Genomic DNA, 13,725 nt, shown 5'->3' on the forward strand with positions numbered 1-13,725 from the left:
GGGGTCTCCAGTATGAAATGCGTATCAGGTGTCAGGTGTCAGGCAGCAGGCGTGGCCGCCCCGTGGGTCTGCCGGATCGACCGCCGGTGCCTCAGCGCGTCATCGAAGCGTTCGATGCGGGCCTGGGCGAATGCCGGGCGTTGCTGCACACGTTGCCACCAATCCGCCACCGCCGGCGCAACTTCGCCAGCCAAGGCCTCGGGTGCCAGTTCGGCGAGCCGGGCAATAAAGGGGATGGCCGCGATATCGGCCAGCGTATAGCACGCACCCAGCAGCCACGGGCCCGTGCCGAGCATCGCTTCCATCCTGGGTATCAATGCGAGCAGCGCGCGGAGCGCCTCGGCCTTTTCCTGGTCCGAGTAAGGCTGCCGCGCGATACGGCGCCACGCCTCGCGCCGTTCCGCCGTGGGAACGCGTGCGAGCCGCGCAGCCAGATCGGCGTCGTTCCATTGCGCCGCCACCGGTTGCAACGCGATGCTCCAGTTCAGCACCAGCAGGTTCGGCAGCAGCCTTTCGTCCGTCCAGCGAATGAAGTTGCGCATCGAGGCCCGCGCGTACGGATCGTCCGGACGCAGTGGCGGCGCTGGCGCGATGTCGTCCAGGTATTCGCAGATGGTGGCGCTTTCGTGCAGGAAGCGGCCATCGTCGAGCACCAGCGCGGGCACCACGCCGTTCGGGTTCATCGCCAGGAATGCCGGGGAATGGTGCTCCTGCGCAGCCATGTCGACGGGCACGCTCTCGTAGCCGAGAGCCTTTTCGGCCAGGCACAGGCGTACCCGGCGCGACGCGCTCGACAGCCAGCCGTGGAACAGTTTCATGGGCCGGGACTCCGGTCAGGGAATCAGTACGGTGGCGCCCGTCGTCGCGCGCCCTTCGAGCATGCGATGGGCGTGGCGCACGTCCGCCAGCGCAAAGGTCTGCCCCACTTCCAGTTTCAGCTGACCGGCCGCCACCGCCGCGAATAGCACGCTTGCGGCACCGCGCAGCGACGCGGCATCGGCAATGAATGTGCGCAGCGTGGGACGCGAAACGATCAGCGACCGTGCATGCAACAGTTGCAGATCGAATGCCTCCACGTCGCCTGACGCCGTACCGTAGTTGATCGCCATGCCGCATGGCTTCAGGCATTGCAGCGACGGCACGAACACGTCCTTGCCGACGGCGTCGTAGACCACGGACACGCCCTTGCCCTGCGTAAGCGCCATGACCTCCGACACGAAGTCGGTCTCGCGATAGTCGATCACGTGGTGGCAACCGTTGTGCAGGGCCACGGCGCGCTTGGCTTCGCTGCCCACCGTGCCGATCACCGTTGCGCCCAGCGCGCGCGCCCATTGCGACAGCAGCACTCCCATGCCGCCGGCGGCCGCGTGCACAAGCACCACGTCCGCGGGCTGCACCACATAGAGCCGTCGCAACAGGTACTCGGCGGTCAGGCCGCGCAACAGCGTTGCGCCGGCCACCTGCTCGGAAATGGTTGCCGGTAACGGCACGACGCGATCGGCCGGCACGTTGCGCGTGACCTGATAGGCGCCGGGGTGCATGCAGGCCACGCGCTGGCCCACGGCGATACCCGCCACGTCGGGCCCCGTGGCCGTGACCACACCCGCGCCCACCGATCCCGGCGTGATGGGAAATGGCGCGGCCCCATGCGGGCCATGGGCGCCCTTGCGCTGGTAGATGTCCGCGAAGTTCAAGCCAATGGCCGACTGCCGGATCTGCACTTCCGAGCCAGAAGGTGCACCGACAGGCACTTCATCGAGATCGAGCACGTCGGCGTCGCCGTGGCTCTTTATACGGACTGAGATCGTATGCATACGGTCAGATATCTCCGGGCGGGCGGGATCGCAATCCCCAGCGATTCCCGCTAATTCTTCGCGGCGTCGTTGCCACTTCTGCCTTGGCAGGCCACAACGGGCCGGTGAAGCGTAGCGCATGCAGGACGCCGCCGCATCATGGTAAATCCGTATACGTATATTTATGAATGCTATCCGTATACTTTTGCACCCATACCCTGCACGCCAACGAAGTCCGGAAAAGCACCCATGACCCAAGACGCATCACTCCCACTGGCCGGCTATACCGTCCTGGACCTTTCGATTGCCCGGGCCGGGCCCGTTGCCGTGCGGCTGCTGGCTGACTGGGGTGCCGACGTCATCCGTATCGAGCCGCCGCCGCCACGCGACCGCGGATCGGTCACCGGGCGCCGGCGCGGATCGGACGAACAGAACCTGCATCGCAACAAGCGCAGCCTCTGCCTGGATCTCAAGACGCCGGAGGGCGCCGACATTTTGGCCACGCTGGTGCGCAAGGCCGACGTCGTGGTCGAGAATTTCCGCTCCGTCGTGAAAGAGCGGCTGGGCCTGACGTACAAGCGGCTGAGTAGCCTGAACCCCCGCATCGTGCTTGCCAGCATCTCGGGCTTTGGTCAGGACGGCCCCTATTGCGAGCGCCCCGGGCTCGACCAGATCGTGCAAGGCATGTGCGGGCTCAGTTCGGTGACCGGCATGCCGGGCGACGGCCCGCTGCGCGTCGGCATTGCCATCTCGGACACCACCGCCGGCATGTTCCTTGGGCAGGGCATCCTGCTGGCGCTGCTGCAGCGCGAACGCACGGGGCGCGGCCAATGGGTGCACACGTCGCTGATCGAGGCGATGCTCAACAAGCTCGATTTCCAGGGCGCACGCTATACAGTGGACGGCGTGGTGCCCACGCAGCAGGGCAATGCCCACCCCACGCTTGCGCCGATGGGCACCTACCGGTGCCGTGATGGCGTGGTCAACATCGCCGCCAGCACCGACCGCATGTGGATGAACTTCTGTCAGGCGCTGGGGGCCGACGCGCTGGGCGCCGATACGTCCCTGCACAGTGCGGCCGGCCGCAACAGCCAGCGCGAGCGCCTCGAAGCGGCCATCAATGCCTGTACCGAAGCGTTCACCGCCGCCGAACTGACCGAGCGGCTCAACGCCGTTGGCGTGCCATGCGGCCCGGTCTTCGATATCGGCCAGGCCTTCGAGGACGCACAGGTCCGGCATCTGCGCATGACGCGCCCTGCCGAGCATCCTGTGCTGGGCTCGCTGGCGTTGCTGCGTTCGCCGATCAACCTGTCGGCGGCGCCACACCCGGAGCGGTTTGACAGTGCCGCCCCCGATCCCGGCGCCCATACCGACGCCATCCTGCGCGATCTGGGCTATGACGACGCCCGCATCGCGGCACTGCGGGACGCCCACATCGCGGCCTAGCGGACAGCGCAGCCACCCGGGGCCACACGATGCCCCACACCAGAACGACAACACGGAGACAACCGATGAACCCTCGACGCCCGCGCGCCTGGTGCGCGTTTGCCGCCGCTGGCCTGGCGGTATCGTTCGCACAGCCGGCGCTCGCCGCCGACGACTATCCCAGCCGCCCCATCCGCATACTGGTCGGCTATACGCCTGCGGGCGCCGCCGATTACGTGGCGCGCATCTTTGGCGAAGCGCTGTCCAGGCAACTGGGCCAGACGGTCGTGATCGACAACAAGCCTGGCGCGGGCAGCACGCTCGCCTCGGCAGCACTGTCCAGCGCCCCGCCCGACGGATATACGCTGGCGCTCGCCACGGCCACGCTGTATGGCATCGACCAGCGTCTCTACAAGGCGCGCTACAAGGGCGAAGACTTCACCCCCATCACACGGCTGACGGTGTCGCCGCTGATTCTGGCCGTCAACAAGAACCTTGGCGTGTCCGATGTCAAGGCGCTCGTGACCAAGGCCAAGGCCGATCCGGGCAAGTTCAACTACTCGTCGTCAGGTGTTGGCGGTTCGCCGCATGTGGCCGGGCTGCTGTTCGAGAAAGCCACCGGCGTGCGCATGACCCACGTGCCCTACAAGGGTGGCGCGCCGGCCCTGCAGGCCGTGGCCGCCGGCGAGGTGCAGATGTCGTTTGGCACGGCAGCGTCCGTATTGCCGATGGGCTCGCAGGGGATTGTCAGGATGATCGGGGTGACCACGCCCAAGCCGTCGGAAGTGGCGCCGGGCCTGCCTTCGCTGGCCGAAACGGGGTTGCCGGGATTCAACTTCACGTTCTGGTTCGGCCTGTATGGCCCGGCGGGACTGCCGCCGGAAATCCGCGACCGGATCTTAGCCGCCGCAAGCAAGGCGATGGCGGACCCGCAGATCCGCGCCAGGCTGGCCTCGAATGGCAGCGAAGTGTCGCTGTCGGAATCGCCCGCGGCATTTGGGGCATGGGCCCAGGCCGATGGCCGCAACGCTCTCGACCGTATCGTCCAGGCAGGTGTGAAGATCGACTGAGCCCCGACCGGCAGGGGTCGGCCGGGGGATGCGTCGCCCCCGGCGCGGTTCAGCGGAGCGGTTCAGCGGCGCGCCCGGGTGCGCCCGGCGCCATCGCCGGGCATCGACGCAATCATGTCCGCATAGACATCGCCGCCGGTGGCGATATGCCGCACCATGGCGGCGGCGGCATCGTCCTCGCTGCCGCGCAGGATCGCCTCCAGCACCTGCTCGTGCTCGGCCAGCGAGGCGAGGATGCGGGCCGGTTTCTCGAAGCGCAGGTCGCGCATGCCGCGCATCCGCGCACGCATCGTCCGGATCTGGCGCGACAGGATGTCGTTGCAGCTGGCTTCGTAGATCAGATGGTGGAAGGCGTCGTTGGCCCGGCGATAGGCATCGCCATCGGCCTGCTCCGCCGCTGCCCGGCACGCATCCAGCGCGGCCTCCATCGCCTTGCGCTGGGGCGGCGAGATACGCCGGGCCGCCAGCCGCGCCGACAGCGACTCCAGTTGCACGAGGATTTCGCTCATGGCCACGTACTCGCGCAGCGAGATCGACGCCACGATGGCCCCCTGGCGCGGCACGAGATCCACCAGCCCGGCGGACTCCAGCTGGATCAGCGCTTCACGCACCGGCGTGCGCGACACATTGAAGCGTGCCAGCAACTGCTGCTCCTCCAGCTGCGTGCCACTGGGCAGCTTGCCGCTCAGAATGTCTTGCTCGATCGCAGCGCGGATCGTATCGGACAAGCTCTTCTTATCTTCGGGCATGAAAACAGGGCGAATGCGGAGTGGAGATGGCGCGATTCTACCCCCGCCGGGACGTTCGTATGCACAATCCCGCGCTATGTGCACAAATGCGCCCCCGCCGTGTTGTTCCGGGTGCCACTTCGGACCATCGACTTGATGCGCCCTGCCTTCTTCGGCAAGCAATCAGGTCCTGCTCCACGCGCAGAACCTGATCGTCACGCTACTTCTGGTCGGTCTCCGAATACCAGTAGATGCGCTTGCGCTTGCCCACGCCGGTCAGCGCCACCTTCTGCACGCCCAGCGCCGACTTGTCGTCGCCCCCGGCGCTGCTGGTCTGGTTGCCCACGCCGAACACCACCGGCACCACCACGCGTTGTCCATCCTTGTCGACGCTGATCACGCCGAACACCGGCGACGGCGGGAACCCGCCGCCATCCAGGATGATGGAGCGATCGGGATTCTGCCCCGCGCTGGTCAGGAAGCTGTATGCATAGCTGCGCGCCGTGCCAAGATTGGGGTAGCACACGCCGGCCTTGGGCATCGAAGGCGTATTCGTCCCGATGTTGGTCGTGCCGGCGACGGTCAGCGGCGCGTTCACGGCCTTTTCGCCCGGATTCACCAGTGTGATGTAGAAGCCCGAGCGCGAGCCGTCGTAGCCGGCCGTGGTGGCATCGACCAGGCTGGCTTCCGTCAACGGCGTCCAGAGCGCCGGCATGCGCGACGTGTTCGTATCGCGGATCATGTAGAGCCGGTTGACCACGTTGTAGGCCGTGCCCGGCGTGGAGGACGCCGAGTAAAGCGGATGTTCGCGATCGCCCGAGCCCAGCGACACCGCATCGTAGCCCCGCGTGGAAATCACGTCGGGCGCATAGAAGAACTTGCGCGCATTGTTGGTGTTCGCCGCGCCGCCCAGTGCCGCGAGCTTGTTCATCGCCCAGTTGGCCGGGGCATTGCCGCCAGCGGTCTCGAAATCGGCGCGCCAGACGTTGCCGCCCAGGTCGCCGACGTAGATCCGCTCCACATAGCCATCGCTGTCGCGGTCAACCGTGGTCACGTCCGACGGAATGGCGCGGGTCAGCCCCGGCACCGCCGTGCAGGCCCCGGAGACACCCGCGCACGACGGCTGGGCGGCCCACACCAGGTTGCCCGTATAGGCATCCAGGACCAGTAGGCCACGGCCCATGGTGTCGACGCCCGGCGCCGGGTCGCTGTCCTCGGCCGGATCGTAGCCCGCGCCCATGATGATGACCGGATTCGTATTGCCGCGCACACGCGCCACCTTCGGCTGCGACCACGTCTGCCCCAGTTCCGGGATATCCGCATTGGTGCGCTTCCACACAAAACGCGGGCTCGTCGGGTTGGTGACGTCGATCGCATAGACCAGGCGGCCGCCGCGCCGCGCGGTCAGGTACAGCAGCACACGCGGGTTGGCCGGATCACGCTGGTCCTGCATCACCGTGGTGCTGCCGTCAAAGAAATAATCGCGCGGCTTGGGCTCCGGCGAAATGCCGGCCGGCGTGGTCGACAGCTTGACCTCGGGCGTGTTCGTGTAGAGCCGGCTCAGCCTGTCCAGGAATTCCGGTGCGACAAAGCCCCACAACTCGCCGCCGGGCCGTACCGTGCCGATGCCCTGCGTCTGGTTGCCGTTCACCGCATGGAACACGCCGTCGTTGGTGCCGTAGAACACGACGACGCCCGTGGTACCGCCGTAGTTGACCACCGCCGGGCGCGAATGCAGCACATCGGCGTGGATCGACGAGCGTACCGTGACGGGCGACCCCGGACCAGCCTCGGATTCGATGCCCGCGATGCTCTTGTTGTCGACCGCTGCCTCGTCCTGGCCGCGCATCCAGGCGATCAGCTTTGGCAATTCGGTCGCCGTAATCGTGGCGCCGCCGTTGGTGCCGCCGTTGAACGCCGCCAGCCCCGACGATCCAGTCAGCCAGCTGTTCGACGTATCGAAGCTCGGGAATGCGGCCGACGCCGAACAATTGCCCACGCCATTGCACGTCAGCAGCGTGCGCGAATCCTGGCTGGTCAGCCATTGCACGCGCATCATCTCGCCAGCCCCGCCCTTTTCGACGATTTGTCCATCGGGCGAGTCGAGCTTCCATCCGGTGCCCGACGGGCTGTTTTGCCAATAGCCTGAACCCGGCCAGTTCTTGACGGTACCGCCATAGGCGCCGCCCGAGAACGACAGCGGCGCGTCGGCGGTCCAGAAACTCACCGCGTTGGCAGAAAGGAACCCCGTCTGGGCGTTGCTGATGGCCGCAGCGCCAAGCGAATCCTGCATCACGAGCTTGCCGGTCGGGTCGTAGCCCACCTTGTACTGCTTGAGGTTGCCCATCCAGCGCGGGGCGGCCGATGCGTCCGGCCGGAACATGCCGATATACACCTGGTTCAGGAACTGCCCCTGCGCATTGACCGAAGCCGGCAGGCTGACCGACGCAAACACGCTGTTCACGGCCTGCACTTCGTTGAAGATGGACAGCAGATCGGCCGCCAGGGTATTGGTGTCACCCAGCTGGACCGTATACGACTTGCCGCCGCCGTTCGTGCCCATGCTTTGCGCCAGTTGCACGTAGTCGGGGTTCTTGCCATCGGTCACCGCAATCGTGTACGTCGTCACGTTCTGGCGGTTGTCCATGTTGCCCAGCACATCGGTCTGGTTCAGGAAGCGCGCCCATTCGTCGCCCCAGCTGCTCTGGTACTTGGCATTCGTCGCCAGCACGATTTCCTGCTGCTGCGCCTTGGTGGCGCCGGCGCTGACCAGCGAATCGAAGGCGTTCTGTCCGGTGTCCTGCGGCTTGCCGTTATTGACCGCGTTGCCGATGTAGATGATGAAGTTGTGCTGGCACGCGTTGTCGACCGTCGACGTGTACTTGGTGCCGGACAGGCCGGTGTTGCCCGAAAAGAAGGCCCAGGCCTCCTGCATGGCGCCACCTACCTGCGAATTGTTCGAGTTGTCGGCCTGGCGGTCGATCGTTTTCAGGTAGTCCAGGAATGCGTCGATGCCATTGCCGTCCATCACCGGCAGCTTGTACGGCGCGGCCGCCGGATAGCGCATCTTGCCGCCCACATTGTTGCCGGTGCCGAACATCATCAACCCGACGTTGATATTGCCGTAGAGCGTGGGAGACGTCTTGATCGAGTTGATCGCGTTATAGATGGCGCACTGCAGCGCCCCGACGTCCTTGCCCGCGTTGTTGCTGCTGACCACCCCGCCCGTGGAGCAGGTGAAGCTGGCCGAAGCATCCCATGTCGACGCGTTGTCGAGGATGATCAGCACGTTTGGCTTGCCCGATTCCGGCTGCAGGCCCGTGTAGAGATCGATGTCCTCCGCCAGGCTCGGAGACGCCGCGGTGGCCAGGCTCAGGGCAAGGGCGATACAAAGCGAAGAGATGCGCATAGGTGCTGATGTCGGAAAAGCGGCGCGCTTGCACGCGGAGTGGCGATCGGCCAGGTAACCCCTCAGCCGATCGGCCCAGGTCTTGGTTCAGGACGGACACGCAGTGCCATACGGCACGCGTACGGCAACCCCCTGATGCAGGGCCGCACGGGTGGCGGTGCCGGCGGTGTCGCTGACCGTCGCGGACACATCCCATTGCGTACCGTTGCACAGCGAATTGCCGCCCCCGCCGGTGGTGGAAACGATGCCCGTGTTGTTGTTGCCGTTACCCACGAAGCACGACACGTCGTCGGCATTGCTGGTGTCGAGTTCCACGTTCTTGACCGGCTTGCTGGTTGTACAAACCGGGGCGGCCACCTGCGCCGTGTAGTCGGCATTGCCGTCGCCGGTCACGTCGACCGGCACGGTCCTGGCCACCGGCGCCGCCGTGAAGTCCTGGCTGATGACCTGCTCGATCGCCTGTTGCCCGGCGTGGCGAGCCTCCACCGTGTACTGCTGGTTGGCGGCCACCTTGGTATTGACCACGCCGGATCCCACCAGCGAGATGGTCAGCATCAGGAACACGACCAGGAAAACCAGCGTGATCAGCAGCGTGACCCCTTTCTGGCGTTTATGGATCGGACTCATTGGGACTCCCGGGGACCCGCCACGTTGGCAACGCGGGCCAGCTGCGCATAGACGTGGCGCTTGTATCCGTCACGGAACGGGCCACTTGCCTGCGCCCGGCCCAGATCGTAGGTGCGCTGGTCGGTCCAGCCATCGGTCACCTTGGCGGTGCGGGCCAGCAGTTGCACCCTCACTGCGGTGACGTTGTGCCAGTTGGTCAGCGCCACGGACCAGTCGTAGGCCGCCACGCCGGTGCAAATGGCCGAATTGTCGGTTCCGGGATCAGCGATGTAGCAGTCCGGCGCGCCGTTGCCATCGAGATCGATGCCATACGACAGGTGCATGTCCTCGATGCCTTCCGCCACGGCCTGCACGCGGAAGCCGCCATTGAACAGCTCCGCCATCTTCAACGTCGGCTTGCCGTCGCCAGTGCCGTTGCACTGGTCGCAGCCGGCCAGGTAGAAGATGCGTACCACCGCGGCACGCAGCTCTGCCGGCACCGTGCTGTCGCACGTCTTGGTGCGCAGCTTGAACGCTGGCGCGCTGGCATCGAAAACCAGCGGCACGGTGTCGTCCGCACAGCGCGAAGTCTGCAGGTACGGCGTGCCGACCGCCGCCGCGGACACCGGCGTGGTGCTCACGCGCCGCACGGCCAGGATCTCGGACCCGGGAAGCAGGTTGGGCAGGCATGGCGCCACGGTGCCCGGCGCAAAACCCTGCACGGCAAGCGGCACGGTGGCGGGCGATCCCGAAAAGCCGAGCGACGCGGGGTCGGTGGCGCAAAGGTCGGGCGCCGAAACCACTGCACTGCTTTCCAGGTTGGAGAGACCGAAGAAGCCGGCCAGCTCCACCTCGCGACTCATGATGTCGAGCGAATACCGGCCGTTCTCGATCTGCTCGCCGCTGTTCGCAAAGGCATTGCGCGCACGGCTGGTATTGAAATACAGCGTCGCCAGCGCCGTGAGCAGCAAAAGGCTCAGGGTCATCGACACCATCAGCTCCACCAGCGACAGACCTTGCTGGTGGCGCAAGGACCTGACATGCCGCACAGGAATTCGCCGCATCATGACAGCATCCCGATGCGTACCTGTACGCTGACGGCACGGCGGTTCGCATCATTGCCGAACTGGTTCTGGCCGCACGGCAAGGCCGGCGCCGCGGTCTTGGCCAGGCCTTGCCAGGCCACCGTGACACGATACGTCTGCGTGGCCGGGTCGATCGCCTCGATACAGCCCAGCGCCCCGATCATCGCCCCCACCTTGTTGGACCCATCGGCCTCCGCACTGCCCTGCAGGGCGGCGCCCCACGACGCCAGGTCGGCGGCGGCCACCGCGCGTTGCGCGTCGGTCCCCGCAGTGCATGCGGCCGGCGGCACCGTCGTGCTGCCTGCCACGGTGGCGTTCGCCCCGTTTGCGTAGCAGCCGATGACCTGCCGGTTGGCATTGAGCCGCGCCACCATGTCCTGCAGCAGCGTCAGCGCCTGGCCGCGCTGGTACGACTCCATTTCAGTCTGGCCCGAGCGCGCGATCATCCCGGCCGTGCCGAGCAGCGCCACCAGCACGATCACGACCGAGACCAGCACCTCGATCAGCGTTGCGCCGCGCTGCGACGCACGCGTGCCGCTGCCGGGACGTGGACGGCAGCGAGGACGGACAGATGCGCTCATGAGCAGGCTCCGCTGACGGTGGCCACGCGGCCGGTGCCATTGATCTGGACGCAGACGACGTTCGATGTGCCGGTGTTCGTCATCGACACCTGGAATGTCTGGCTGCCGTTCCCAGGCCGGCCATCGTTGCCGACCCACAGCGAATTGCCGCCACTGGTGCTGACGGTGATATCCGTGTAGGGGCCATAGCCGCGCACGCGTTCGGTGCCTGAGGTGACCACCCAGCCGGCCGACCATGTTCCATCGGCGGACAGCGTCGTGATGCCATTGCGCTTGACCGCCTCGCTGCGCATCAGCGTGAACGCAGACGCCAGGTCGCTCGCGGCATTGCGCACGCGCTGCCCGGCGATGAACTGCGAGAACGAAGGCGCTGCCATGGTGGCCATGACGGCCAGCACCAGCATCGTGACAACCAGTTCGGTCAGCGTGAAGCCTCTTGCCGCCGCCTTCGCGGCCGCCCGGCGGCGCGGCCGGGACGTCGTCATGTTTAGCGTCGTCCGCATGCGCTTATTTCCAGCAGCCGGCTTGCGCCGACCCGGTGGCAGTCTTGTCGCCCGCCTGATTGAGACTCAGCGTGCCACAGCTTGTATCGCGCGAAGCCTGGTTACCAGTGGGCGTGGCAGTGATCGTGTAGGCAGGCGGCGTGGCGGCAGCGATCGCGGTCAGCGTGACCTGGTAGTTCGCCGACACGCTGGCCGGCGTGGCCGGGGCGTTCAGCGCGCCCAGGTTGGCGGCATACGCGCGGTTGTCCACCATGAACCGTTCCTGCAGGCTCGCCAGTTCCAGCATGTAGGACTCGGCGGCCGCGCGGTTACCGCGGACGACATAGCTTGTGTAGGATGGAAAAACGAATGCGGCGATGATGCCGATGATGGCAACCGTCACCATCAGTTCGACCAGCGTGAAGCCGCAAGACGATGCACGGGCGCGCGAGATGCCGCCCAAGCCAGACCCGATGATCCCGTTTGGCGCAGGCGCGGACATGCATCCGCAAACCGGCTGCCTTGTGGGGCTATGTTTGCCCATTTTTTTTGCTCCCGTTCTTTCCGGCCGACCCTTAGCCGCGAGGAACTCTTGCCGGCGAGTGTAGAAGGAGCCCTCTAAATGAGTCAACGCCTTTTGAGTATCTTTTATGTACGGCGTTGCCGATTTGCAAATCGGCGTGAATTGCGCAGCCAGACACGCCGGCTGCCGCGCGGCTTAATGCGCGATTAATGTTCGGCCGGTAGCGTGATCCGGCCATGACTTTCCGTTCCGGCACATGAGGCTGCTTCCTTCCCCATTAGGAAGCGGCCTGTTTTTTTGGTCAGGCAGGTCCTGTCTGCACCGGCTGCATTGCCGGCCGGTCGCCATCCCCCTCGATCCGCAGCCTCGGCAGGAATTGCGGATACTCGCGCTGCATGAAGTCGATCAGCGCTTCGCGCACTGCGCAGCGCAAATCCCAGGCCAGTCCAGACGACGACGCCGTGCAAAGCACGCGCAACTGCATCGTCTTGTCGGTGGTATCGCTGACCACGAGATTAAAGAATCTGCCATCCCACTCGGGACGCGCATGCACGATGCGTGTCAGCGCTTCGCGCAACGGCGCCAGCGGCATGCCGTAGTCCACATGGAAAAAGACCGAACCCATGATCTGCGCACTGTTGCGGGTCCAGTTCTGGAATGGCTTCTCGATGAAATACTGCAGCGGAATGATCAGACGGCGTTCGTCCCAGATCTGCAGTACCACGTAGGTGCTGGTGATTTCCTCCACGCGCCCCCATTCGCCCTCGACGATCAGCACATCGTCAAGCCGCAAGGGCTGCGTCAGCGCCAACTGCAACCCGGCGATCATGTTGCTGAACACGGGCTTGGCCGCAAAGCCGGCGATCAGGCCCACCACGCCGGCCGACGCCAGCAGGCTCGCGCCCACCTGCCGGGCGCCCGGGAAGGTCATCAGCAGCATCGCCGCACCCACCACGATGACCAGCGTCATGGCGATGCGCGAGATGACGCGCGTCTGGGTATGGATGCGGCGCGCGCCCATGTTGTCGGCCACATTGACCGGATGCTGGTCCAGGATGCCCTGCGCAAACCCGGCGATGATGCGCACGAGCAGCCAGGTCATCGACACGATCATCAGCAGTCCGTTCAGGTGCCGGATGCTGTTGATCCAGACCAGGTCGTCGGGCGCCGCCTGCCATGTGGTCTGCAGCAGGAACAGCGGCACCACGAACCTGGCCGGCACACGCGCCTTGACCACCATTGCGTTGAGCACGGGCGTGTGCCGGGTCATCCGCAGCAGCAGCAGGCCGCCCAGCCGATGGACAAGCAGCCCGAGAAGAATGGCGGCAACGGCACCCATTGCCGTGCCGAACCAGGGATGACCCACCACGATTGCCATATTCATGTATCGGAGCCTCTGCGCTGTGGCATCAGGAATATGCAGATAGCGACGCCTGAGACGCCCGAAAGTTTCCCGGAAGGCAGTTTTCGATATCAGACAAATGCCGACACGTCGAGATGGCGCATCGGGCATAGGCGTATCGGGCATCTGGCGCCTAGACTCGTATCTGGTACGACGTGGAGTATCGCCTACGTACCGTGCATCTCAGACGCACCAGCAGGCGCTCATCCCGTGAGCAGGCCTTTGGTGCATTCCACGATCGGATATGGAGTCAATAATATGAAGTATCCCTTCATCGTCGTACTGGCGGCGGCCACGCTTGCAGGCTGCGCCGTCCCCTCTCCCTACACCCCGCCACCTACCCCCGCTACGCGCGCCGTTGGCGAAAGCAAGCTCGCGCCGAAGGACGCGGCGCAATGCATCGGGCAGAAATGGGCGGATGCCACGAAACAGCAGGTGTGGATGCAATACATGCTTGCCAATAACCAGGCATTCGACGTCTACGTGCCCGGCCAGCAGCCGCCTGCCGGTTCCGCAGCCGTCGTGCGCAAATCTGCCAACGGACCTGGCTCGTGGCTTGGCTTCCGAGGCGACGACAGCAACGCGGCCGGCGCGCTCAGCCAGTGCCAGTAAGGGCACGGC

Annotated in this window: 13 protein-coding genes; 3 read left to right on the forward strand and 10 right to left on the reverse strand. The window is 65.7% G+C overall.

Going from position 1 to position 13,725, the window contains the following annotated elements; all coding sequences use genetic code 11:
* Positions 1–38 precede the first annotated feature (38 nt).
* Entirely contained in the window at positions 39–818 is a 780-nt protein-coding gene (locus tag A9J21_RS24935) for a glutathione S-transferase family protein (RefSeq protein ID WP_066740316.1), read from the reverse strand.
* A 15-nt stretch (positions 819–833) separates the two neighbouring features.
* Positions 834–1,814 carry a quinone oxidoreductase gene (locus tag A9J21_RS24940; protein ID WP_066740318.1) on the reverse strand — a complete coding sequence of 327 codons (981 nt, stop codon included), beginning with the start codon at positions 1,812–1,814 and terminating at the stop codon, positions 834–836.
* Positions 1,815–2,042: 228 nt separating this feature from the next.
* Here A9J21_RS24940 and A9J21_RS24945 point away from each other — a divergent pair, with 228 nt between their 5' ends.
* Together A9J21_RS24945 and A9J21_RS24950 are read left to right on the forward strand one after the other, a co-directional pair.
* Entirely contained in the window at positions 2,043–3,239 is a 1,197-nt protein-coding gene (locus tag A9J21_RS24945; RefSeq protein WP_066740320.1) for a CaiB/BaiF CoA-transferase family protein, read from the forward strand.
* Between the two features lie 65 nt (positions 3,240–3,304).
* Entirely contained in the window at positions 3,305–4,288 is a 984-nt protein-coding gene (locus tag A9J21_RS24950) for a tripartite tricarboxylate transporter substrate binding protein (protein WP_066740322.1), read from the forward strand.
* Between the two features lie 62 nt (positions 4,289–4,350).
* On the opposite strand, the gene A9J21_RS24955 is transcribed toward A9J21_RS24950, so the two are convergent.
* The 8 genes from A9J21_RS24955 to A9J21_RS24990 form a co-directional block, all read right to left on the reverse strand.
* Entirely contained in the window at positions 4,351–5,016 is a 666-nt protein-coding gene (locus A9J21_RS24955) for a GntR family transcriptional regulator (protein WP_231907034.1), read from the reverse strand.
* Positions 5,017–5,236: 220 nt separating this feature from the next.
* Positions 5,237–8,425 (reverse strand): pilus assembly protein, encoded by a 3,189-nt coding sequence (locus A9J21_RS24960; RefSeq protein ID WP_066740326.1) that lies wholly within the window; start codon positions 8,423–8,425, stop codon positions 5,237–5,239.
* Between the two features lie 87 nt (positions 8,426–8,512).
* A complete protein-coding gene (locus A9J21_RS24965; protein ID WP_066740328.1) occupies positions 8,513–9,052 on the reverse strand; it encodes a PilX N-terminal domain-containing pilus assembly protein in 540 nt (179 codons plus the stop codon).
* Positions 9,049–10,095 carry a PilW family protein gene (locus A9J21_RS24970; RefSeq protein WP_066740529.1) on the reverse strand — a complete coding sequence of 349 codons (1,047 nt, stop codon included), beginning with the start codon at positions 10,093–10,095 and terminating at the stop codon, positions 9,049–9,051. Before A9J21_RS24970 ends, A9J21_RS24965 begins: the two co-directional genes overlap by 4 nt.
* Positions 10,095–10,697, reverse strand: coding sequence for a type IV pilus modification protein PilV (gene pilV / locus A9J21_RS24975; protein WP_066740330.1), 603 nt, complete (start codon positions 10,695–10,697; stop codon positions 10,095–10,097). Before pilV ends, A9J21_RS24970 begins: the two co-directional genes overlap by 1 nt.
* Entirely contained in the window at positions 10,694–11,200 is a 507-nt protein-coding gene (locus A9J21_RS24980; protein ID WP_231907035.1) for a GspH/FimT family pseudopilin, read from the reverse strand. The genes pilV and A9J21_RS24980 overlap by 4 nt, the downstream gene beginning before the upstream one ends.
* Before the next feature lie 4 nt (positions 11,201–11,204).
* Positions 11,205–11,681, reverse strand: coding sequence for a type IV pilin protein (locus A9J21_RS24985; RefSeq protein ID WP_082926594.1), 477 nt, complete (start codon positions 11,679–11,681; stop codon positions 11,205–11,207).
* A 322-nt stretch (positions 11,682–12,003) separates the two neighbouring features.
* Positions 12,004–13,086, reverse strand: a complete 1,083-nt coding sequence (locus A9J21_RS24990; protein WP_066740333.1) for a mechanosensitive ion channel family protein — start codon at positions 13,084–13,086, stop codon at positions 12,004–12,006.
* Positions 13,087–13,362: 276 nt separating this feature from the next.
* Here A9J21_RS24990 and A9J21_RS24995 point away from each other — a divergent pair, with 276 nt between their 5' ends.
* Positions 13,363–13,716, forward strand: a complete 354-nt coding sequence (locus tag A9J21_RS24995) for a hypothetical protein (protein WP_066740339.1) — start codon at positions 13,363–13,365, stop codon at positions 13,714–13,716.
* Positions 13,717–13,725 lie beyond the last annotated feature (9 nt).

The organism is Cupriavidus sp. D384, assembly GCF_001652915.1.
Classification (GTDB): Bacteria; Pseudomonadota; Gammaproteobacteria; order Burkholderiales; family Burkholderiaceae; genus Cupriavidus.

Excerpts from the sequence above, each read along its gene's own strand:
- A9J21_RS24935 (WP_066740316.1), bottom strand. The coding sequence starts at position 818 with ATGAAACTGTTCCACGGCTGGCTGTCGAGCGCGTCGCGCCGGGTACGC.
- A9J21_RS24965 (WP_066740328.1), bottom strand. The coding sequence starts at position 9,052 with ATGAGTCCGATCCATAAACGCCAGAAAGGGGTCACGCTGCTGATCACG.
- A9J21_RS24995 (WP_066740339.1), top strand. The coding sequence starts at position 13,363 with ATGAAGTATCCCTTCATCGTCGTACTGGCGGCGGCCACGCTTGCAGGC.
- A9J21_RS24940 (WP_066740318.1), bottom strand. The coding sequence starts at position 1,814 with ATGCATACGATCTCAGTCCGTATAAAGAGCCACGGCGACGCCGACGTG.
- pilV (WP_066740330.1), bottom strand. The coding sequence starts at position 10,697 with ATGAGCGCATCTGTCCGTCCTCGCTGCCGTCCACGTCCCGGCAGCGGC.
- A9J21_RS24980 (WP_231907035.1), bottom strand. The coding sequence starts at position 11,200 with ATGCGGACGACGCTAAACATGACGACGTCCCGGCCGCGCCGCCGGGCG.
- A9J21_RS24945 (WP_066740320.1), top strand. The coding sequence starts at position 2,043 with ATGACCCAAGACGCATCACTCCCACTGGCCGGCTATACCGTCCTGGAC.
- A9J21_RS24970 (WP_066740529.1), bottom strand. The coding sequence starts at position 10,095 with ATGCGGCGAATTCCTGTGCGGCATGTCAGGTCCTTGCGCCACCAGCAA.
- A9J21_RS24990 (WP_066740333.1), bottom strand. The coding sequence starts at position 13,086 with ATGAATATGGCAATCGTGGTGGGTCATCCCTGGTTCGGCACGGCAATG.
- A9J21_RS24960 (WP_066740326.1), bottom strand. The coding sequence starts at position 8,425 with ATGCGCATCTCTTCGCTTTGTATCGCCCTTGCCCTGAGCCTGGCCACC.
- A9J21_RS24950 (WP_066740322.1), top strand. The coding sequence starts at position 3,305 with ATGAACCCTCGACGCCCGCGCGCCTGGTGCGCGTTTGCCGCCGCTGGC.
- A9J21_RS24985 (WP_082926594.1), bottom strand. The coding sequence starts at position 11,681 with ATGTCCGCGCCTGCGCCAAACGGGATCATCGGGTCTGGCTTGGGCGGC.